The organism is Cupriavidus sp. SW-Y-13, assembly GCF_009793345.1.
Classification (GTDB): Bacteria; Pseudomonadota; Gammaproteobacteria; order Burkholderiales; family Burkholderiaceae; genus Cupriavidus.
The window spans coordinates 408,478-430,089 of record NZ_WHLX01000001.1; the positions used below are offsets into that span (position 1 = coordinate 408,478).

The 21,612-nt window shown below is 64.1% G+C and carries 19 protein-coding genes; 7 read left to right on the forward strand and 12 right to left on the reverse strand.

All coding sequences use genetic code 11. The features are described 5' to 3' along the window. Window positions 1-175 precede the first annotated feature (175 nt). Window positions 176-1,048, forward strand: a complete 873-nt coding sequence (locus GA566_RS01905) for a glutamate/aspartate ABC transporter substrate-binding protein (RefSeq protein WP_237380246.1) — start codon at window positions 176-178, stop codon at window positions 1,046-1,048. A 15-nt stretch (window positions 1,049-1,063) separates the two neighbouring features. On the opposite strand, the gene GA566_RS01910 is transcribed toward GA566_RS01905, so the two are convergent. Then, window positions 1,064-1,969: a MurR/RpiR family transcriptional regulator gene (locus GA566_RS01910; protein ID WP_137924075.1), complete on the reverse strand. Its 906-nt coding sequence runs from the start codon at window positions 1,967-1,969 to the stop codon at window positions 1,064-1,066. A 198-nt stretch (window positions 1,970-2,167) separates the two neighbouring features. Here GA566_RS01910 and GA566_RS01915 point away from each other — a divergent pair, with 198 nt between their 5' ends. Continuing rightward, window positions 2,168-3,493 carry an aspartate aminotransferase family protein gene (locus tag GA566_RS01915; RefSeq protein WP_160471389.1) on the forward strand — a complete coding sequence of 442 codons (1,326 nt, stop codon included), beginning with the start codon at window positions 2,168-2,170 and terminating at the stop codon, window positions 3,491-3,493. Between the two features lie 26 nt (window positions 3,494-3,519). Then, window positions 3,520-4,350 (forward strand): 3-keto-5-aminohexanoate cleavage protein, encoded by an 831-nt coding sequence (locus GA566_RS01920; RefSeq protein WP_160473199.1) that lies wholly within the window; start codon window positions 3,520-3,522, stop codon window positions 4,348-4,350. Window positions 4,351-4,364: 14 nt separating this feature from the next. On the opposite strand, the gene GA566_RS01925 is transcribed toward GA566_RS01920, so the two are convergent. The 5 genes from GA566_RS01925 to GA566_RS01945 are packed head-to-tail and all read right to left on the reverse strand — an operon-like array spanning window position 4,365 to window position 9,636. After that, window positions 4,365-5,822: an efflux transporter outer membrane subunit gene (locus GA566_RS01925; RefSeq protein WP_160471391.1), complete on the reverse strand. Its 1,458-nt coding sequence runs from the start codon at window positions 5,820-5,822 to the stop codon at window positions 4,365-4,367. Between the two features lie 13 nt (window positions 5,823-5,835). Continuing rightward, on the reverse strand, window positions 5,836-6,999 hold the full coding sequence (locus GA566_RS01930; RefSeq protein ID WP_202126646.1) for an ABC transporter permease: 1,164 nt from the start codon (window positions 6,997-6,999) through the stop codon (window positions 5,836-5,838). Further along, the gene (locus tag GA566_RS01935) at window positions 6,996-7,979 is read right to left on the reverse strand and encodes an ABC transporter ATP-binding protein (RefSeq protein ID WP_137924079.1); all 984 of its coding nucleotides are present in this window, start codon (window positions 7,977-7,979) and stop codon (window positions 6,996-6,998) included. Before GA566_RS01935 ends, GA566_RS01930 begins: the two co-directional genes overlap by 4 nt. Then, window positions 7,976-8,938, reverse strand: a complete 963-nt coding sequence (locus GA566_RS01940) for an HlyD family secretion protein (protein ID WP_160471393.1) — start codon at window positions 8,936-8,938, stop codon at window positions 7,976-7,978. Before GA566_RS01940 ends, GA566_RS01935 begins: the two co-directional genes overlap by 4 nt. A 14-nt stretch (window positions 8,939-8,952) precedes the next feature. After that, entirely contained in the window at window positions 8,953-9,636 is a 684-nt protein-coding gene (locus GA566_RS01945) for a TetR/AcrR family transcriptional regulator (RefSeq protein ID WP_160471395.1), read from the reverse strand. Between the two features lie 310 nt (window positions 9,637-9,946). On the opposite strand from GA566_RS01945, the gene GA566_RS01950 reads away from it, so the two are divergent. Continuing rightward, window positions 9,947-11,248, forward strand: coding sequence for a carbohydrate porin (locus GA566_RS01950; protein WP_370459257.1), 1,302 nt, complete (start codon window positions 9,947-9,949; stop codon window positions 11,246-11,248). 154 nt (window positions 11,249-11,402) lie between these two features. On the opposite strand, the gene queF is transcribed toward GA566_RS01950, so the two are convergent. Then, window positions 11,403-12,236: an NADPH-dependent 7-cyano-7-deazaguanine reductase QueF gene (gene queF, locus GA566_RS01955; protein WP_137924083.1), complete on the reverse strand. Its 834-nt coding sequence runs from the start codon at window positions 12,234-12,236 to the stop codon at window positions 11,403-11,405. An 8-nt stretch (window positions 12,237-12,244) separates the two neighbouring features. Continuing rightward, the gene (ilvA, locus tag GA566_RS01960) at window positions 12,245-13,780 is read right to left on the reverse strand and encodes a threonine ammonia-lyase, biosynthetic (RefSeq protein ID WP_160471399.1); all 1,536 of its coding nucleotides are present in this window, start codon (window positions 13,778-13,780) and stop codon (window positions 12,245-12,247) included. A gap of 187 nt (window positions 13,781-13,967) precedes the next feature. Here ilvA and otsB point away from each other — a divergent pair, with 187 nt between their 5' ends. From otsB to otsA, 3 genes are all read left to right on the forward strand, one after another. After that, complete coding sequence (otsB, locus tag GA566_RS01965) at window positions 13,968-14,759, forward strand: trehalose-phosphatase (RefSeq protein ID WP_137924085.1); 792 nt, start codon at window positions 13,968-13,970, stop codon at window positions 14,757-14,759. A gap of 113 nt (window positions 14,760-14,872) precedes the next feature. Next, window positions 14,873-16,630, forward strand: coding sequence for a glycoside hydrolase family 15 protein (locus GA566_RS01970; protein ID WP_137924146.1), 1,758 nt, complete (start codon window positions 14,873-14,875; stop codon window positions 16,628-16,630). Window positions 16,631-16,661: 31 nt separating this feature from the next. Then, the gene (gene otsA / locus GA566_RS01975; RefSeq protein ID WP_160471400.1) at window positions 16,662-18,056 is read left to right on the forward strand and encodes an alpha,alpha-trehalose-phosphate synthase (UDP-forming); all 1,395 of its coding nucleotides are present in this window, start codon (window positions 16,662-16,664) and stop codon (window positions 18,054-18,056) included. 170 nt (window positions 18,057-18,226) lie between these two features. On the opposite strand, the gene GA566_RS01980 is transcribed toward otsA, so the two are convergent. The 4 genes from GA566_RS01980 to GA566_RS01995 are packed head-to-tail and all read right to left on the reverse strand — an operon-like array spanning window position 18,227 to window position 21,612. Further along, on the reverse strand, window positions 18,227-18,832 hold the full coding sequence (locus tag GA566_RS01980; protein ID WP_160471402.1) for an NTP transferase domain-containing protein: 606 nt from the start codon (window positions 18,830-18,832) through the stop codon (window positions 18,227-18,229). Next, window positions 18,829-19,884: an XdhC family protein gene (locus GA566_RS01985; protein WP_160471404.1), complete on the reverse strand. Its 1,056-nt coding sequence runs from the start codon at window positions 19,882-19,884 to the stop codon at window positions 18,829-18,831. The genes GA566_RS01980 and GA566_RS01985 overlap by 4 nt, the downstream gene beginning before the upstream one ends. After that, window positions 19,857-20,408 (reverse strand): CoxG family protein, encoded by a 552-nt coding sequence (locus tag GA566_RS01990; protein ID WP_160471406.1) that lies wholly within the window; start codon window positions 20,406-20,408, stop codon window positions 19,857-19,859. Before GA566_RS01990 ends, GA566_RS01985 begins: the two co-directional genes overlap by 28 nt. Beyond that, window positions 20,338-21,612 carry a VWA domain-containing protein gene (locus GA566_RS01995; RefSeq protein WP_160471408.1) on the reverse strand — a complete coding sequence of 425 codons (1,275 nt, stop codon included), beginning with the start codon at window positions 21,610-21,612 and terminating at the stop codon, window positions 20,338-20,340. Before GA566_RS01995 ends, GA566_RS01990 begins: the two co-directional genes overlap by 71 nt.

The window sequence follows — 21,612 nt, forward strand, 5'->3', positions numbered from 1 at the left end:
GTCGGAGAACGGTTGTTTCATGGTAATCCATGATGGAACACTTGTTGCTCAATGTCTAACATTGCAACAGTTGATGCTTCGTCGACGCATCCTGACGCATCCCATCGAGAGGAGTGATTCCATGACCCCATCCGCAATCCGTGCCGCTGTCGTGCTGGCCGCAGCTTCGGGTGCCATGTCAGTCGCCGCGCCGGCACTGGCTGCCGATGCTGCTGCCGTGGCGGCCAGCCCCACGCTTTCCAAGATCAAGCAGGCCGGCGCGATATCGATCGGGCATCGCACTTCCTCGATTCCGTTTTCCTATTACGACAGCAACCAGAAGGTGGTGGGCTTCGCGCAGGACATCTGCGACCGCGTGGTGGAAGCCGTGAAGAAGGAAACCGGTACGCCGAACCTGCAGGTACGCATGGTGCCGGTGACGTCACAGAACCGGATGTCGCTGGTGCAGAACGGCACCGTCGACATCGAGTGCGGCGTGACCACCAACCTGAAGGCACGTCAGCAGCAGGTGTCGTTCTCGACCACGTATTTCGTGGCCGGCACGCGGCTACTGGTGAAGAAGGGCAGTCCGGTGCGCGATTTCGCCGATCTCTCGGGCAAGAGCGTGGTGACCAATGCCGGCACCACGTCGGAACGCATCCTGCGCAAACTCAACGACGAGAAGGGCGCGAACATGACGATTCAGAGCGCCAAGGATTACGGCGAATCGTTCCTGATCCTGCAATCGGGTCGTGCCGCGGCGTTCATGATGGACGATGTGCTGCTATCCGGTGCGCGCACGTTGTCGCCCCGGCCGGATGACTGGGCCGTGGTCGGCACGCCGCAATCGTTCGAGGCTTACGGCTTCATGATGCGCCGCGACGATCCGGGCTTCAAGCAGGTAGTGGATGGCGCGATGACCGGCCTGATGCGCAGCGGCGAGATCAACACGCTCTATACGAAGTGGTTTCAGAAGCCGGTGCCGCCGAAGAACCTGTCGTTCGACCTGCCGCAGAACGAGCAGATCAAGAAGGCTTACGCGAGCCCGAGCGACGAGGCGTTCGAGTAAGCCTGACGCCGCAGATCAGCGCCCACGTTCGGGCAGGTAGGCGCCGGTGCGCTGGAGTTGGCCTTCGGTCTGCTCCAGCGCGCGGATGGCGCCCTTGCCCTTGCGGGCCAGCAATTGCTCGACGAGTGCCTCGACCATCGTCACGCCTGACGTGATCGACGGGAAGAACGACGGGCTGTCGACGGCAAACAGCAGCGTCACGTCTGCATCGAGCGCGATGGGCGCCACGGTGCTGTCGGTCAGCGCAATCACCTTGCAGCCCGCCTCGCGTGCGGCCGTGGCCACGCGCAGACTTTCCTGCGAGTACGGCGCGAACCCGGCCACGAGCACCGCGTCCTTCGCGCCAAGTGCACGCAGTTCCATTTCGAGCGTGCCGGCATCGCCGCGAATCAGGCGCACCGAACTGCGGAACAGTCCATAGATGTAGTGGAACGTGAAGGCGATCGGAAAACACGACCGAAAACCCGCCACGTGTACGGTGGGCGCTGCGGCCAGCAGATCCGCTGCGAGTGGCAACGTCTCGGTGTTGTTCGCGAGCAGCGCGTCGAGGTTGTGATGCTGTACCTCCACCATCTCCGCCAGCCTGCGGCCAGGTCCGCTGCTCTTGTCCGATGCCTGCACCACCTTGCGCGCGCGCCGCGCATACGGCTGGCGGCCGTCCTCGCGCACCGCATCCACAAACAGTTCGCGCAGCCCCTGCCATCCCTCGAATCCCAGCGATTGCGACAGCCGTACCAGCGTGGCCGGTTGCACGCCCGCATTGGCAGCCACTTTTCGCATCGACTGGATGGCGATGTCGCGCGGATGGTCGAGCAGATATCGGGCGCCGCCCTGGAACTGCACACTGAGATTCGGAAACTCGCCACGCAATTGCGTGAGCAGCGCATCGAGCGTTTGCGGCGGATTGGGGATGACGGACATCGGCGCAGGAATGGAATGAAATGCAACGATTGTTGCACAGGTTGGGCCGAAGTCACTGGAACGCCGTGAGGATGCCTTGGATTTGTATGTTTCTCGTTTGTTGTTGAATGAAACAAACGTTGCAAACAACATCCGATGTTCCTATACTGGGCACCTGAAAAGCGCAGTCCCCTGTAGTCATCACTCGAAGCCCCTGACATGACGCACGTATTCCATCGCCATCCCAAGCAGAAACTGCCCGTTGCCGTCGGCGGCCGGGGTATCGAGTTGTTCGACAGCGAAGGCCGACGTTACCTTGATGCCTCGGGTGGTGCAGCGGTCTCGTGCCTGGGACACGGCCATCCTCGCGTGATCGAGGCGATCAAGTCGCAGGTGGATACGCTGGCCTATGCGCACACGTCGTTCTTCACGACCGAAGTGTCCGAGACCCTGGCGCAAACATTGGCCGATGCCGCGCCCGGCGACCTGAACCACGTCTACTTCGTATCGGGTGGGTCGGAGGCCGTGGAAGCTGCGCTGAAGCTCGCGCGCCAGTATTTCGTCGAGGTGGGGCAGCCAGCGCGCCGCCACTTCATCGCGCGTCGCCAGAGCTATCACGGCAACACGCTGGGTGCGCTGGCGATTGGCGGCAACGCATGGCGTCGCGAGCCGTTCCTGCCGTTGCTGGTGCCGGCGTATCACGTCGCCCCTTGCTATGCCTATCGCGATCAGGCGGCTGGCGAAACCGATGTGCAATACGCGCAGCGTCTGGCCGATGAACTCGAAGCCAAGATCCTCGAACTGGGACCCGAGTCGGTGGCGGGTTTCGTGGCGGAAACCGTGGTGGGTGCCACAGCCGGCGCAGTGCCCCCGGTCGCGGACTACCTCAAGCGCATCCGCGCGGTCTGCGACAAATACGGCGTGCTGCTGATTCTCGATGAAGTGATGTCCGGCATGGGTCGCACGGGTTACCTGTTCGCGTGCGAGGAAGACGGCGTGGTGCCCGATATTGTCACGATTGCCAAGGGCCTCGGCGCGGGCTACCAGCCGATCGGCGCGATGCTGTCGACGGCGCGCATCTACGACGCGATCCTCGCCGGAAGCGGCTTCTTCCAGCACGGGCACACCTACATCGGCCATGCTACGGCATGTGCGGCGGCACTGGCTGTGCAACAGACGATTGCCGAAGACAAGCTGCTGGACAACGTACTGGCACGCGGCGAGCAACTGCGCAGCCGGCTGCGGGAGTCCCTCGGCAATCATCCGAATCTTGGCGATGTGCGCGGACGTGGATTGTTCGTCGGTGTCGAGTTTGTTGCGGATCGCGGCACCAAGGCCACGCTCGATCCTGCGCGCAAGACGCATGCCGTGCTAAAACGCACCTGCATGGAACACGGGTTGCTGGTCTATCCGATGGGCGGCACCGTCGATGGCGCGCATGGCGACCATGTACTATTCGCGCCGCCATTCATCTGCACGGCAGCCGACATCGACAATATCGTCGATCGATTCACGCAGGCCGTTCACGCGGTACTGCCGGTTTGAGACGCACAGAGATGACAAACGATACGATGCGCCGCCCTTTCTCGCTGGCCGTGGCACCGAACGGTGCGCGCAAGACCCACACCGATCACGCCCGCCTGCCGATCTCTCCGGATGAACTGGCGCAGTGCGCGCGCGAGTGCGTCGATGCCGGCGCGGCGATGATCCATCTGCATGTGCGACGCGCCGATGCCACGCACAGCCTTGAAGTGGCCGACTACGAACCCGCGATCGCCGCTGTGCGCAAGGCCGTGGGCAACGCGCTGGTGCTGCAACTGACCACCGAGGCAGTCGGCATCTACCAGCCGGCGCAGCAGATCGCCACTGTGCGCGCGCTGCGTCCCGAAGCGGCGTCGATTGCTGTGCGCGAACTCGCGCCGGATGCAGACGCCTTGCCCGTTGCACACGAATTTTTCCACTGGATGCACCGCGAGCACGTGGTGGCCCAGTACATCCTCTACGATGCCGCCGACGTACGCCGCTACGCCTCGCTGCGCGCCAGCGGCGTGATTCCCGAAGGTCGCCACTGGGTGCTGTTCGTGCTGGGCCGCTATTCCGCCGGCCAGAAATCGTCCCCGCTCGATCTGTTGCCATTCCTCGCCGCATGGGACGAGATGGGCCTCGCCCAGTCCGGCGTCGAATGGGCCGTGTGCGCCTTCGGCAAGCAGGAAGCCGACTGCGCCGCCGCCGCCGTCATGCTCGGCGGCCACGCACGGATCGGATTCGAAAACAACATGACGCTGCCCGATGGCGCGACGGCTCCGGACAACGCAGCGTTGCTCAACGCAGTGCGTACACCGCTGGTGGGGCTGGGGTATCAGGCGCTGACGGCGGATGGGTTGCGGGCGTTGGTGGGGTAGTGGGAGGGCGCGCACTACCGCGCCGCTACCTCCTCCGTCCACCATCCACCCCCCAGCGCCTGCATCAACGCCGCCGAATCTGCCAGTCGCGTCGCGCGGGCCTGCGCCAGGTCCAGTGTTGCCTGCCGTGCCTGGCGCTCTGCATCGATCACCGTGAACTGGCTGACGCCACCGAGCCGGTATTGCTCGTTGACGATGGCGAGCGTGTCGCGCGTTTGCTTCGCATTGTCGGCGCGGGCCTGCAGTGTGCCGGCATCGGCGTCGAGCGCGCGTAGTGCATCGGCTACGTTCTGCAGTCCTTGCAGCACGGCTTGCCGATAGGCGCCGAGCGATTGTTCGTACGCCGCTTCCTTTGCGCGCTTCTGTGCGCGTAGTTCTCCGCCGTGGAAGACCGGTTGCACGACACCCGCCGCGAGGCTCCAGATATTGAAACTGCTGAACAGGTCGCGCATGCGCATCTCCTGCGTGCCGCCGCTCGCGGTCAGCGTGATCTGCGGATAGAGGTTTGCGGTGGCCACGCCGATGTTGGCCGATGCCTGATGCAGCAGCGCTTCCGCCGCGCGAATGTCCGGACGCCGGCGCGCGAGTTCCGAGGGCAGGCTGACGGGCAGCGATTCGGGCAACTGCAAGTCTTCGAGCCTGAATTCGGGAAGCTGCGCGCTGGCCGGTGTCTGCCCCGTGTAGACCGCAAGCTGATGGCGCGTGGCGTCGATCTGCTGCGAGAGTCCCGGAATCAATGCCTCGGTCTGTGCAAGTTCCGATTGCTGGCGCTGCACATCCACGCGCGCCACGCCGCCCAGATTCAATCGTTGTTGCATGATGCCGAGTTGACGCCGTTGTGCATCGGCGATGGCAACCGTGTCGCCCAACTGCGCGCGCAGACCGGCTTCGCGGATCGCAGTCGTCGCGACGTTCGCGGCCAGCGAGAGACGCGCGGCTTCGAGTTCGTAGCGCTGATAGTCCACAGCGGCTTGCAGTCCTTCCAGTTCGCGGCGCTGTCCACCGAACAGGTCGAGTGCGTACGAAACCTGCACGCTGGCGTTGTAGAGCGTGAACGGCCCCGGACTCGGCAACTGCGTGATCCCCACCGATTGCAGGTTCACCTGCTGGCGCGTGGCATCGAACTTCGCATCGATCTGCGGAAACTGCGTGGCGCCCGTGCGCGAGGCGAGATTCTCCTGCGCCTCGCGCAATCGTGCACTGGCCTGCGTCAGCGTCGGGCTGTTCGCAAGCGCGATGCGGATGGTCTCGTCGAGCTGCGGATTGCGGAACAGCGTCCACCATTGCGCCGGCACGTCGCCGGGTGCAAGTGTCTGCGTGGGATAGCCGGTCGAAGCCAGTTGCGTGGGCTGCGGACCTGTCGTGTAGCGCGCATCGGGCACACCATCGGGCGTGCGGAAATCGGGACCGACCGTGCAGCCTGCAGCCAGCAGCGCGGCGACGACAACAATCCGCTTGTGAGCGTTGGACATGGCGTGGATTCCTTCAGTCCAGCGTGCGCTTGTAGAAGCGCACGGCGATAGTCATCACGATGACCGTGAACAGCAGCACCGGCCAGACGTTGGGCCAGAGTTCGATCCAGCCGCTGCCCTTGAGCATGATGCTGCGGATCATGCGGTTGAAGTACGTCATCGGCAGTACGTTGCCGATCCACTGCGCCCACGTCGGCATGCCCGCGAACGGGAACATGAAGCCGGACAGCAGGATGTTGGGCAGGAAGTAGAAGAATGTGAGTTGCACCGCCTGCAACTGATTGCTCGCCAGTGACGACAGGGTGATGCCCACTGTCAGGTTGGCGGCGATGAACAGCAGCGCCGCGAGGTACACCGCCACCACGGAGCCGAGGAACGGCACGGCGAACACGAAGTGCGCGGCCAGCACGATGATCGTTGCCTGGATCAGACCGATGAAGATATACGGCACGATCTTTCCGGAGATCACCTCGATAGGCTGCACCGGCGTCGCCAGCAGATTCTCCATCGTGCCTCGCTCGCGCTCGCGTGTCATGGCGAGGCCCGTCATCATCACCATCGTCATCGTCAGGATTACACCCATCAACCCCGGCACGATGTTGTATTGCGTGATGCCTTCCGGGTTGTAAAGGCGCTGCACGTTGACGTCGAACGCGGTCTTGCCACCAGCCAGTGGCGCGAGTGCGCCTTTGAGGTCGATGCGTGCGACGCTCACCGGCAGTTGGGCCAGCGCACCGATGGCGGGGCCCGTCGCCGAGGGATCGGTCGCGTCCGCCTCGACGAGAATCGCTGGCCGGTCGCCATGCAGCAGCTTGCGCGAGAAATCGGCGGGGATGCTGACCACGAACTGCACATCGCCGCGCAGCAGTGCTTCGCGTCCTGCGGCTTCATCGGGCAATGTGCGGACGATCTTGAAGTACGTGGTGTTTTCCAGTGCGGAAAGGAACGTGCGAGAGAAATCGCTGTGCTCGGCCACGATCACGGCAGTGGGCATGTGGCGCGGATCGCTGTTGATGGCGAAGCCGAACAGCAGCAACTGCACGATGGGCAGGCCGACGATCATGCCGAACGTGATGCGGTCACGCCGAAGCTGCAGGAACTCCTTCAGTACGATGCTCCACCAGCGTTGCACCGAGAACGACCGACGCATACCGTTGAGTTTGCGCACAGTGCTCATGTCCCTTCCTTGCGCTTCGCGGTCTTGCCCGATGCCGCAGCGGCCATGTTGTCCTGCGCGCCGCCCATCATGTGGATGAACACATCTTCCAGACTGGTCTGCGTTTCGGTGACGTGCTGATCGGCCGTGGCGGCTTGCTTCAACGTCTGTTCGAGTTGCTGCGCATCGCGGCCGGTCACATGCAGTGCGGTGCCGAATGCCACGGTCTGATCGACGCCGGGCTTGCCCTGCAATCGTGCGGACAGTTCGGCAAGATTGCCACCTTCGATGCTCCACGTACTCAAATGCTGGCTCGCCACCACTTCATCGGCAGTGCCTTGTGCGAGCAGCTTGCCGTAGGCGATATACGCGAGCTTGTGGCAACGCTCGGCCTCGTCCATGTAGTGCGTGCTGACGAGTACCGAGATACCGCGCGCGGCGAGTTGATGCAGCTGCTCCCAGAAATCGCGGCGTGCCTTCGGATCGACGCCTGCAGTGGGTTCATCGAGCAGCAGCAGACGCGGTTCATGCAGCAGACACGCAGCGAGTGCCAGACGTTGCTTCCAACCGCCAGAGAGGGAACCCGCCAGTTGCTCGGCGCGCGATTGCAGGCCGAGGTCTTCGAGCGCGCGGTCCACCACGTCGCGACGATTGGGCATGTCGTAGACGCGTGCGACGAAGTCGAGGTTCTCGCGAATCGACAGGTCTTCCCAGTACGAGAAGCGCTGCGTCATGTAGCCGACGTTGCGCTTGATCTCGGCGGACTCGGTGAGGATGTCGTAGCCCAGGCAAGTGCCCGTGCCGGAGTCGGGCGTCAGCAGGCCGCACATCATGCGGATCGACGTAGTCTTGCCGCTGCCGTTGGGGCCGAGGAAGCCGAAGATTTCGCCGCGTGCTACCTGCATGGTCAGATCGTTGACCACATGCTTGTTGCCGAAGCGTTTGTTCAGGCCATGCACGTCGATGACGAGTTCGCCGTTCCCGTTTGCCGTGCCACTCATGATTGCACCACCTCCACGGGCTGGCCGGGACGCAGCTTCGACGCATCGTCGGTGCTGGGGCGTGCTTCGATCAGGAACACCAGTTTGTTGCGTGTCTCGTTGCTGTAGATCACGGGCGGCGTGAACTCGGCCTCGTTCGACACATACGTGATCTTTGCCGATACCGGCGCCGCGCAGCCATCGCAGCGGATGGTGATGGCCTGGCCGTTCTTCAGCGATCCGACCACGGCCTCGGGCACGTAGAAGCGCACCTTCACATTGCCCGGCGGCAGCATGCGTACCACGGCGCTGCCAGCAGGCACCCATTCGCCCGGACGGAACGGCACGTCGTAGACGAGACCGGGCACCGTGGCGCTGACGGCCTTGCGCGAGAGCTTCCACTCGGCCTGCGCCAGTGCCGCGCGTGCGGCATCGATCTGCGCGGTCTGCGCGGCAAGCTGGTCCTTGCGACCCGGCAGTCGCGCCACGTCGATATCGCGCTGCAACTCGCGCACGCGTGCCGCATCGGCCTCGGCAGTGGCACGGCTTTCGTCGAGCTGCGCACGCGAGATGCCGCCGATCTCGAACTGCGCGTCGTCGCGTTTGCGCTGTGCCGCACTGCGCACGGCCTGCGCTTGCGCCTGCACCAGTTGCGCCTGATTCACGGCCACTTCCACGGGACGCTTGCCGGTCTGGATATCGGCAAGCTGCGCCTCGGCCACGCGCACCTGCTCGGCGGCTTGCTGACGTGCGGCGCGTTCATCGTCGGATTCCAGCACGAACAGCGGTGCGCCAGGGGTGACCTGCTGGCCGCGCTCGACGGAAAGCTTGTCGAGACGTCCGGCAAACGGTGACGCCACGGCGACGAATTCGCCTTCGACATAGCCTTGCCATGAGGTGGCGCGGTCGTTGCTGCAACCAGCCAGCGTGAGGGCTGCGACGAGTGCCAGACGAAGTTGGGTGGAAGAGGAGAGTGTCATGACGACTCCGTGCATCACGATGGGGTGGATGGGGTGGAGGAAGGACCGGAGAGGCCGTGGCCAAGCAGTGCGGTGACGTGGCGCACCAGCGTGTCCGTGTCGATGTCGGCGGCGCCCGGCAGTTGCCGCCAGATATGTGTGGTGGCCAGCGGCAACAACGTGAGACCGATCAGCGACACGAGGATCAGCGCTGGCTCCAGCCCCGGATTGAGCAGGCCGCGCGCATGCGCCGCGGCAATGGGGCCGGCGATCAGTTCGGCGCGCTGCACGGCCACACGCTGGAGCAGGCGCTCACGCAACTGGCCATCGGTGCCGACGATCTCGCGAATCCACAAGCCCGGAAACCACGGCGTGGCCGAAGCCGTGCGAATCAGTTGCTCGGCCAGAGACTGGATGCGCGCCACGGGATCGGACGGGCCGGACTGGAGCGTGCCGAATACGTGGCCGATCAGCGGCTGCAGGCGTTCGTCGAACACGGCGTCGAGCAACGCTTCGCGGTCGCGGAAGTAGTAATGCACCAGCGCGGGCGTGACACCGGCCTCGGCGGCAATGGCCTTGGTGGAGGTGGCGGCGATGCCGTGCTGGGCGAACAATGTGACCGCGGCGTCGATCAGGCGATCGCGTTGCCCCGCATCATCGGCCTGCGCGGCAGGGCGGCCGGGACGGCGCTTCGAGTCATCGGACGATCGGGTCGGCATGGGAAAAAACGCTTCGTTGACACCATGGCTATATTAATTTTTTAATTAATTAAATCAACGAGTGTTACAACGTCGCCTTACCGGCACATGGGCGACACATGGGCGGCAAATGGAATTGGTGCGTCGCAACAAGACCCGGTAGACATGTCATGTGGGCTTGGCTATGCTTCGCGCACAAATGACAGGTGCGCGTCCTGCGCATCGGTTCCCTCCGGTTTTTCCTATGCTGCGTTTCTGCTCTCCGGCTGCTCCGAAGCGGCTGCGCCCGCGTTTGGCCCATCGTCTTGCCACGCTGCTAGGTGTGGGAAGCATGAGTTTGTCCGCCGCTTTGATGGCGCAGACTTCCGAGACGCCACAGCAGGAACCCGGCACCGAAAGCCCGTTCGCGATTCACGGCCAGGCCACCTGGGTATGGCAACGCAAGCCATCGTTCGGCGCGGCGTATTCGGGCGAGAACAGCCTGACGCTGGAACGCGCGAAGAGTTACTCGTTCACCAGTACGCTCGATCTCGGCCTGCGCTTGTGGCGTGGCGCGGAGTTCCACTTCAATCCGGAAGTGGCGCAGGGTGTGCCGTTTTCGGATCTGCACGGGCTGGGCGGTTTGTCGAATGGCGAACTGGCGAAGACGGCCAGCACGAGTCCCAAGTTCTATCGCGCACGCGCATTCATCCGGCAATACTGGGGTCTGGGCGGCGGCGAAGAAACGCTCGAATCCGATTTCAACCAGTTCGCGCGCACGCTCGACAAGCAGCGTGTGGTGCTGACCGCCGGCAACTTCGGCGTGCTCGACGTGTTCGACCAGAACCCCTACGGCTCCGATCCGCGCACGCAGTTCATGAACTGGTCGTTTCTGACGCATGGCTCGTGGGACTATCCGGCAGATTCGCGCGGCTACAACTGGGGCCTGGCGCTGGAGTACATCGGCGATGGTTGGTCCGCACGCTTCGGCCATTTCCTGCAGCCGCTGGAATCGAACGGGCGCGAACTCGATACGCGATTGTTCGAGCACTACGGGCGGATGCTGGAGCTTGAGAAGCGCTATGCGATTGGCGGACGACCCGGTCAGGCGCGGCTGCTGCTGTGGCGGAACAAGGCGAAGATGGGCGCATTCAACGACGCCATCGCGTTCGGGCAGGCCAATGGCGTAACGCCGAGCGTTGGCGACGTACAGCGCGAGCACAGCAAGGTCGGCGTGGGACTCGCGTTCATGCAGGAAGTGACCAACGACGCGGGCGTGTTCTTCCGTGCGAACTGGTCCGATGACAAGACCGAGACCTACGCGTTCACCGAAATCGGCAGGCAGGTAGCAGGTGGCGGCACGATCAAGGGCCGCGCGTGGGGACGTCCAAACGATGAACTCGGGATGGCCGTGGCCGTGAACATGCTCGGCTCCGGGCATCGCAACTATCTGGCCGCTGGCGGCCTCGGCGCCTTCCTTGGCGATGGCGCGCTACGTTATGGGCCGGAGCAGGTGTTCGAGGTGTATTACCGCTTTGCGGTGTGGAAGACGCTGAGTCTGAGCCCGGATTTTCAGTACATCCGGAACCCTGGGTATAACCGCGATCGAGGTCCGGCGAAGTTTATCGGGGTGAGGGCGCACGCGGAGTTTTGATTCTTCCGCTTCCTGCTTGTTTGTGCCCCTCTCCCGCCTTGCGGGAGAGGGGTTAGGGGAGAGGGCCGGAGGCTCTGCTTGCCGACCGTGCCGCAATTTGAACGGCTTGCCCTCTCCCCCGCCCCTCTCCCAAAGGGAGAGGGGAGAAAACTCATCACTGCCGCGCATTCCGCCGATTATCCGGCCACGGCGTGTTGTAGTTCGTGCGGAACGGATTGATATCCAGCCCGCCGCGCCGCGTATATCGCGCGTACACCGCCAGCTTCACCGGTTTGCACATGCGCATCACGTCCGTGAAGATCCGCTCCACGCATTGCTCGTGGAACTCGTTGTGATTGCGGAACGAGATCAGGTACTTGAGCAGCCCCTCCTGATCGATGGGCGCGCCGACGTAGCGGATCTGCACGCTGCCCCAGTCGGGCTGACCGGTGACGAGGCAGTTCGACTTCAGCAGGTGCGACACCAGCGATTCCTCCACCGGTGACTGATCCTGATCGGCCTTCAGCAGCGACGGATCGGGTTCGTAGATATCGGTTTCGATATCGAGCCGGTCCAGCAGCATGCCATCCAGCTCGCCCATCTTCTGCGTGCCGAGATCCGCTTCCGGCACCAGACGTACCTGCACGGTGCCGCCCGTCGCTTCGGACAGGTCGTGATGCAGCAACTGCTGCACAGCCTCGGGCGATGCGATGCGGCTCTGGTTGAACGAGTTCAGGTACAGCTTGAACGATTTCGATTCGACGATGTTCGGCGTATCGGCGGGAATCACGAACGCGGCCAGCGCCACCTGCGGTTTGCCCTTGAGGTTCAGCCACGAAAGTTCGTAGGCATTCCAGATATCCACGCCAAAGAAGGGCAGGGCCTTGCCTTCGGCGAGTCCGATCTCGGTGCGCTTGGGCTGGCGCGGAATGGGGAACAGCAGCGACGGGTCGTACTCGGTCTTGTAGGCCGAGGGCTTGCCCAGCGGCGAGTGCTCAGGAAGCGTCATAGTGAGATTCAGGCCAGGAACAGCTTGTAGACGGGATTGTCGGTTTCATCCCAGTTTACGTAACCGAGCGTGGAAAGGAAGGTGCGGAAATCGCGCTTCTCGTTCTTCGGCACCTGAATCCCTACGAGGATGTTCGACGTATCGGCGCCCTGGTTCCGGTAGTGGAACAGGCTGATATTCCAGTTCGGGCTCATGCTGGAGAGGAACTTCATCAGCGCGCCCGGACGCTCCGGGAATTCAAAGCGATACAGCAGTTCGTCGTGCGCCAGCGGCGAATGGCCGCCCACCATGTAGCGGATATGTTGCTTGGCCAGTTCGTCGTTGGACAGGTCCAGCGTGTCGAACCCATGGCGGCGGAAGTTCGCGGCGATCTTGTCGTTCTCGCTGCGCGACGCAATCTGCAGGCCCACAAAGATATGCGCCACGCCCTTGTCGGCGATGCGGTAGTTGAACTCCGTCACGCTGCGTGTGCCCACCTGTTCGCAGAAACGCTTGAAGCTGCCGCGCTCCTCGGGGATGGTCACGGCGAACACGGCTTCGCGCGCCTCGCCCACTTCGGCACGCTCGGCCACAAAGCGCAGGCGGTCGAAATTCATGTTCGCGCCGCAGGCAATCGCCACGAGGTGCTGGCCCTTGAGCTTCTCGCGCTCGGCATATGCCTTGAGACCCGCCACGGCCAGTGCACCCGCCGGTTCGAGAATGCTGCGCGTGTCCTGGAACACATCCTTCAGGCCGGCACAGATGGCATCCGTATCGACCAGGATGATTTCGTCGACGAGTTCGCGCGTGATGCGGAACGTCTCCTTGCCGACGAGCTTCACCGCAGTGCCGTCCGAGAACAGGCCCACATCCTTGAGTTCCACGCGCTTGCCGGCATCCACCGAGCGCTTCATCGCATCGGAATCCAGCGTCTGCACGCCGATCACCTTGATGTCGGGACGCACGGCCTTGACGTAGGACGCGATGCCCGAGATCAGGCCACCACCACCGATGGCCACGAAGATCGCGTGGATCGGACCGGGGTGCTGGCGCAGGATTTCCATGGCGATGGTGCCCTGCCCGGCGATGACTTCGGGATCGTCGAACGGATGGATGAACGTCAGCTTCTGCTTGGCTTCCAGCTCGGCGGCATGCACGTAGGCATCGCTGTAGGAATCACCATGCAGCACGATCTTGACCCACTCGCCACCGCGTTCGCGCACGGCATCGATCTTGACCTGCGGCGTGGTGGTGGGCATGCAGATGATGGCCTTGCACTGCAACCGTGCAGCGGAGAGGGCCACGCCCTGTGCGTGGTTGCCAGCCGATGCGGCGATCACGCCGCGCTTGAGTTCTTCCGGAGAGAGCGACGCCATCTTGTTGTAGGCGCCGCGCAGCTTGAACGAGAACACGGGCTGGGTGTCCTCGCGCTTGAACCACACGGCATTGTTCGTGCGGGCCGAGAGCGCTGCGGCGTAGGTCAGCTCGGTCTCCTGGGCCACGTCGTACACCTTGGCGGTCAGGATCTTCTTCAGGTAGTCGGGCTTGGCGGGGGTGCGGGTCATTGTCTGCGGTTGCCACGCAGCCGTGGCAAAAAAAGCCGGAAAAATCGGCGGAAACCGCCAATGATAATGGATGGCGCCCACACGGACCCTGCTACGGTCGTCGCGGCGTCTGGGTGCAGGAAAAGCCACTGTTGTAGGACAGCGCCCGGTGGACGCCTGTCAAAACCACGTGTTACGGTTTTACGCGATGCCTCTCCTACCTCTCATCGAACCCCACACCGCGCTGTTCCTGGACTTCGACGGCACGCTGGCCGATCTGGCACCGAGCCCCGAGCTGGTGCAGGTCGAGCCCGAACTGGTTGGCACGCTGCGTGCGTTGCATACCTGTCTGGACGGCGCGCTCGCCATTGTCTCGGGCCGGCCCGTGGCCGAACTCGATCATTTCCTGCAACCGTTGCGCCTGCCTTCCGCGGGCGTGCATGGCGCCGAATTCCGCAATGGTGCGGCGCGCATCGTCACGCCGCCCGCGCCGGGTATCGGTCCCTTGCTGCCGCAACTGGAAGCGCTCGTGGCGCGGCATCCGGGCCTGATGCTGGAACGCAAGTCGGTGGCCGTGGCCATCCACTATCGGCAGGCACCGGAGCTGGAGCCGCTGGTGCGCGCTGCGGTAGCAGATGTGTTGCGCGATGCCGTGGGGCTCGACGCGTTGCCCGGCAAGATGGTGGTCGAGATCAAGCCTGCGGGTGTGGACAAGGGCGATGCGATTGCCGCGTTCATGCGTTCGTCGCCATTCGCGGGCCGCCTGCCGCTGTTCGCCGGTGACGATGTGACCGACGAAGCCGGCTTCTCGGTGGTGCGCGAACTCGGCGGCGTGGGCGTGCTGGTTGGCAATCGCGCCACGGCGGCCACCGTCAGCGTGCCTGCGCCCGCCGCGTTGCGCGACTGGCTGCACGAATCGGCGCGCGCGCTGACCCATTTCATCGCGCAGCGCGATGCCGCTGCCCAACATCCATCGCCACAAAGGGAGGACCCGCTGTGAGTGAACCTGCCACCTCTGCCCAGGTGTCGCCAGAAATCGCGCGCGAAGCGCCCGCCGTCAATACGGATTCGAACGCTGCCAGCCGCCACGCCAACCCATCGCTGGCACTCGGCATGATCGGCAATTGCAGCTTCTCTGCACTGGTGGATGGCCGCGGCCGCATCGTCTGGTGCTGCATGCCGCGCTTCGATGGCGATCCGGTCTTCAACGCATTGCTGGAGCCGAACGACAACGCCGGCCATTTCAATATCGAGATCGAGGATTTTCACGAAGCCACGCAGTGGTACGAGCCAAACACGGCCATCCTGCGCACGCATCTGATCGACAAGCACGGCAGCATCCTGGAGATCACCGATTTCTGCCCGCGCTTCTTCCGCCTGGGTCGTTACTTCCGACCACTGACACTGGTGCGACGGATCAAGCCAGTCAGTGGCGCACCGCGCGTGCGTGTCACGCTGGCGCCGCGTTTCAACTGGGGCCGCACGGAGCCGAAAATCACGCGCGGCAGCAGCCATGCGCGCTATGTGGGCGAGGATCAAACACTGCGCCTGACCACCGATGCGCCGCTGGCCTATGTGTTGTCGCACACACCGTTCCTGGTCACGCGCGGCTACAACTTCATCCTCGGTCCCGATGAAACGCTCTCGGCCGGCGTGGAAGATATCGCGCGCGACTTCGAGCAGGAAACCACCGCGTACTGGAAACTCTGGAGCCGCCGCCTGGCCGTGCCGCGCGAGTGGCAGGACGCCGTGATTCGCGCGGCCATTACGTTGAAGCTGTCGCTGTACGAGGAAACCGGCGCCATCGTGGCGGCGATGACCACGAGTATTCCTGAAGCGCCGGGCAGCCAGCGCAACTGGGACTACCGCTACTGCTGGCTGCGCGACGCGTTCTTCGTGGTGCGCGCACTGAATAGCCTGTCGGAAGTTGGCACGATGGAGGACTATCTGCGCTGGCTGTCGAACGTGGTGATGCAATCGCAGGACGGGCACATCCAGCCGCTGTACGGTATCGGGCTGGAGCGCGAGCTGCCGGAAAGCATGCTCGATCATCTGAGCGGCTATCGCGGCATGGGTCCGGTGCGTGTGGGCAACCAGGCGCAGGAGCATTTCCAGCACGATGTGTACGGCAACGTGGTGCTGGCCGCCGCGCAGGCATTCCACGATCACCGGCTGCTGCATCGCGGTGGCCCGGCGGAATTTGCCAAGCTCGAAGATGTGGGCGAGCAGGCCGTGCGCGTATTCGGTACGCCCGACGCGGGCATGTGGGAGTTGCGCACGCGTGCACGCATCCACACGTCATCGGCGCTGATGAGCTGGGTGGCGTGCGACCGTCTGGCCAAGATCGCCGAGAAACTCGAACAACCCGCGCGGGCCGCATACTGGCACGACCATGCGCATCGCATGAAGCAGCGCATTCTGGACGAGTCGTGGAACGAGCAGCGGCAGGCGTTTGCCGAGAGCTTTGGCGGCAAGGAACTCGACGCCAGCGTGTTGCTGATGGCGGAGGTCAACTTCATCGATCCCAAGGACCCGCGCTTCGTGTCCACGGTGAAGGCGCTGGAAGAGACGCTCTGCGATGGTCCCTACATGCGGCGCTACGAAGCGCCCGACGATTTCGGCAAGCCCGAGACTGCGTTCAACATCTGCACGTTCTGGCGCATCGACGCGCTGGCGCGCATCGGCCGCCGCGAGGAAGCGCGCGAGATCTTCGAGTCGATGCTTGCCGCGCGCAACCCGCTGGGGCTGCTGTCGGAAGACACCCACCCGATCACCGGAGAGATGTGGGGCAATTTCCCGCAGACCTATTCGATGGTCGGCCTGATCAACGGTGCCATGCGTTTGTCGGCACCCTGGGACACCGTGATCTGAGGAAAGGATTGGCCACAACAACAAGCGATATATGGGCAGACTAGTAGCGGTATCGAACCGGGTTGCGGACCCCCGCAACCACGCGGCGGGCGGCCTTGCCGTGGCGCTTTCGGAAGCGCTGAACAAGACGGGCGGCCTGTGGTTCGGCTGGAGCGGCAAGGTGGTGGACGCGGCCCACGGCGGCACACCGGGCGAGGGCGAGTTCCACCAGACCCAGGCCGGCAACGTCACGCTGGCCACAGTGGATCTGAGCCAGGATGACTACGACGCGTACTACCTCGGCTACAGCAACGGCGTGCTCTGGCCCGTGTTCCACTATCGTGTGGACCTGGCGGATTTCGATGCAGGCGGCAACCTCAATGCCTATCGGCGCGTGAACCAGTTGTTCGCGCGCAAGCTGGCGCCGCTGTTGAAGCCGGATGACGTGATCTGGATTCACGACTATCACCTGATCCCGCTCGCGGCGGAACTGCGCGCCATTGGCTGCGGACAGAAGATCGGCTTCTTCCTGCATATCCCGCTGCCGCCGCCGCTGATCCTCGCGGCCATTCCTCAGCACGAATGGCTGATGCGTGCGATGTTCGCGTACGACCTGATCGGCTTTCAGAGTCAGGCCGATCTCGACCACTTCTCGCGCTACGTGCAGGGCGAAGCCGGTGCAGAGCCGATGGGCGAGTACCGCTTCCGCGCGTTCCATCGCACCGTGCGCGCGCAGGCGTTTCCGATTGGCATCGATGTCGATGAATTCATCGGCCTTGGCCAACAGGACGAGGCGCGCGAGACCTACGAGATGATGCGTCACCAGTACGCGCGGCGCCGGCTGCTGCTGGGCATCGACCGGCTCGACTATTCGAAGGGGCTGCCGCAGCGGCTCAAATCGTTCCAGACGCTGCTGGCCGAGTATCCCGAAAATCGATCGAGCGCCACGTTGATCCAGATTGCCGCACCATCCCGCGAATCGGTGGATGCCTATGCAGACCTGCGGCGCGAGATGGAAGGCATTACGGGTGCGATCAACAGCGAGTACGGTGAACTCGACTGGATGCCTGTGCGATACATCCATCGCTCGACTTCACGCAAGCGATTGCCGGGCCTGTGCCGAGCGAGCAGTGTGGCACTGGTGACGCCGCTGCGCGACGGGATGAATCTCGTGGCGAAGGAATACATCGCCGCGCAAGATCCTGACGATCCGGGTGTGCTGGTGTTGTCGCGTTTTGCTGGCGCTGCGGAACAGTTGAAGGAGGCGCTGCTGGTCAATCCGTACGACACACGCGCCACGGCGCAGGCCGTGCAGCAGGCGCTGCACATGCCGCTGGCCGAACGACGCACGCGGCACCAGAAGCTGCTGGAGCGGATACGCCAGCAGGATGTGCATTGGTGGAGTAGCGAGTATTTGCGGACGTTGACGGAGTTGGAGGGGGGGTAAATTCCAACGTGGTCGATGTTGAGAGGCTGGCCCTCTCCCCCGCCCCTCTCCCGCTCGCGGGAGAGGGGAGAACACCGACGGGATATCGACCGCTGCTGGTTTGCTCCCCTCTCCCGCAAAGCGGGAGAGGGGCCGGGGGAGAGGGCTGGCGCATCAAATCCCGAGCGCGCTCAAACCAGATCCCCCGGCAAATCCACATCCCTGAACGGTCCATCGTCCTCGGTCAGAATCCGCGTCACCGGCTGCGACTTCAGCAACTCGCGCGCGCCTTCATCGCCATCGAGCTTCAGCAATTCATCGCGCCACGCCGCACCGAATCCCACAGGATGCCCACGCTTGCCATCGCGCCACGGGGCGGCAATCGTGTTGCGCGCCGTGATCGTCAGCGCGACCGCGCGTACCAGTTCCATTGACAGCCACGGCATGTCCGCAAGCGCCACCACCCAGCCGCGTGCATCGGGACTCGCGGCCACACCCGCGCGCAACGCCGCGCCCATTCCGGCTTCCGCTTCAACGGACTCGATCACCTTGCACCCACCGCGCCGCAATTCCTCGGCGAGTTCGGGATGCCCAGGACGCACCACGGCAATCGAATGCGGCAGGCCCGCCGCCAGCGTGCGCGCGCTGCGCCACGCCACAGTGCGGCCATCGGCCATCTTCTCCATGAGCTTGTTGCGCAGGCCGGCCGGATCGAAGCGGCGGCCGAAGCCGGCAGCCAGCAGGATGCCGGTGGGCAGATCGGTCTGCGTAAGCGGGGCGCGTGAGGGCTTCGTCATGGCTGTGCGGCGGTGATAGCCTGACCAGCAGGCAAAATCGGACACTCGGCCTCGCCGGCTGCGATTTCGCGCGCGGCCTTGGCGCCTTCCACCTGGAGGATGTCGGGCAGCGAGACATGGTTCTTCGCAGCGATCACTTCGGCCAGTACCGAAATCGCAATCTCCGGTGGCGTGCGGCTGCCGATATAGATACCTACCGGACCATGCAGGCGGGCCAGTTGTTGATCGGTGAGATCGAACTCCTTGAGCCGCTCGCGGCGCGCCTGGTTGTTGCGGCGCGAGCCGAGCGCGCCCACATAGAACGCGGGCGTGCGTAGCGCCTCCATCAATGCGAGATCGTCGAGCTTGGGGTCGTGCGTGAGCGCGATCACGGCGCAGCGCTCGTCGAGCTTCATGGCTTCCACGGTGTCGTCAGGCATCGTGCGCACCATCGTCACGCCGGGAATGTCCCACGTCTCCGTGTATTCCTCACGCGGATCGCAGACCGTGACCTGGAAGCCCAGCCCCACGGCAATCTGGCACAGGTATTTCGACAACTGCCCCGCGCCGATGACGAGCATGCGATAGCGGGGACCATGGATGGTCCGCAGCGTGGCGCCATCGAACGACAATCCATCGGCAGCCTCCGCATGGCCGAGCGATGCGCGGCCCGTCGCCATGTCGAGTGTGCGCGTCACCAGTCTGCCGTTCTCCACGGCCTGCAGCAATTCGACGATGCCGCTATGCGGTGCCAGCGGTTCCGCCACCAGTTCGATGGTGCCGCCGCAGGGCAGCCCGAAGCGATGCGCTTCCTCGGCACTGATGCCGTACTTCATGCCCTCGGGCACCTTCGACTTGATGCCTTCGCGATGCACGCGATAAATGATGTCGTCCTCGATGCATCCGCCGGATACGGAGCCGGCGACGAGACCGTCGTCGCGCACCGCCAGCATCGCACCTTCAGGACGGGGCGACGAGCCCCACGTCCGTACCACCGTCACCAGCAACACGCCGTGACCTTCCTGCTGCCACTTGACGCTGCTCTTCAGGACTTCGAGATCCACGCTGTCCATGATCGTTTCCGCTTCTTGTCTACATCGCCGCCCGTGTCGCCGGCGGCCTCATCGCTCTGGGTATCGTTATTGTCCTGCTCGTCCGGGCCGCTCACGGCCTCGGTGAATCGTGCGAAAAACGCATCGGCCATCTTGCGCGCGGCGGCATCCACCAGCCGCGAGCCGATCTGCGCGATCTTGCCGCCTACCTGCGCCTGCACCGCATACGTCAGCAGTGTTTCGTCGCCCTCGGCTGCCAGCGTGACCTTTGCCGATCCCTTGCCGAAACCCGCCGCGCCACCCTGTCCGTCGAACTGGATCGTGTAACTGTCGGGCGCCGCGATATCGAGCAAGGCCATGCGGCCCTTGAAGCGCGCCTTGACCGGACCGACCGCCGCAGTCAGTGCGAGCAGGTAGGCGTTTTCGCCATCGGGCTCGATGCTCTCACATCCGGGAATACATTGCTTGAGCAGCTCAACGTCGTTCAGCGCGTCCCACGCTACCTGCTGCGGCACGGGCAGGCGCTGGGTCTGGGTCATTTCCATGGGGGCGTCCTCCGAATTGTTTTATAGGTGAAACCGTGGTGGTTTGCGTATCGGCCAGCAGCGCTTCGAGCGCGAACAGGCTGTCCAGGTTATGTGCAGGGTGCAGGGCATCGACATGCGGCAGGATGGCCTGCATGCCACGCGCCTGCGGTGAAAAGCCCGCATAGCGCAGCAGCGGGTTCAGCCAGACGATGCGATGCGCGAAGCGGCGCAGGCGCGCCATCTCGTCGGCCAGCAGGTCGATCTGTTCGAGGTCGATGCCGTCACTGACGAACAGCACCGTGGCGCGGCCCGACAGCGTGCGGCGCGCCCATTGGCGGTTGAACGTGGCCAGTGCCGTGCCGATGCGCGTGCCGCCTGCCCAGTCGCGCACCTGTTCGGTGATCAGCGTCACGGCCTCATCGGGATCGCGTTCGCGCAGTGCGCGCGTCACGTTGGTGAGCCGCGTGCCGAACAGGAACACATGCATGCGCTCGCGGCCCTGCATCAGCGCGTGGCAGAAGTAGAGCACCGCGCGCGAATACTGGCTCATCGATCCGGAGATATCGAGCAGCAACACCACGGGCGGCTTGCGCTGCGCATGGCGGCGGTATTTCCATTGCATCCATTCGCCATGCTGGCGGACCGCAAGCCGGGCACTCGCGCGCATATCGGCATGCGTGCCCGTGGCCGCAGGTTTCAGACGGCGCGTACGCTGCAATGCAAGATGCGCGCGCCGCGTGCGAACCAGATGCTGGAGCGCGCGCCACTCCTCGGCGGAGAGTGTTTCAAAGTCGCGGCTGGCCAGGCGCTCCTGATCGGAGAAGGTCAGCGGCGCGGTGAAGCGTTCCTCGCGCATCGGGCCTTTCGGTGTCGATGGCGGCTGGCGCGCGGCGAGCGCATCGGCCAGACGGTTGCTGCGTTTCGGTGGCGGCGCACCGGCATCGACGCGCGGCAACAGCATCGCGCGCAATTTGCCTTCCCAATCGGGATCGCGCCAGAACAGGTCGAATGCCGCATCGAACAGTGGGCGCTGGTCAGGACCGGAGAGGACCAGTGCGGCCAGCGCGGCGCGCACCTCATCGCGCGCACCGATGTTCACATGGCGCAGCGCGGTCAGTGCATCCACGGCATGCGCAGGCGAGAGGCCGAAGCCCGCATCGCGCAGCAGCCGCATGAAGTGAGTGACGTTGCGCGCCAGCATCGGCAGCGGACGGGATGACAT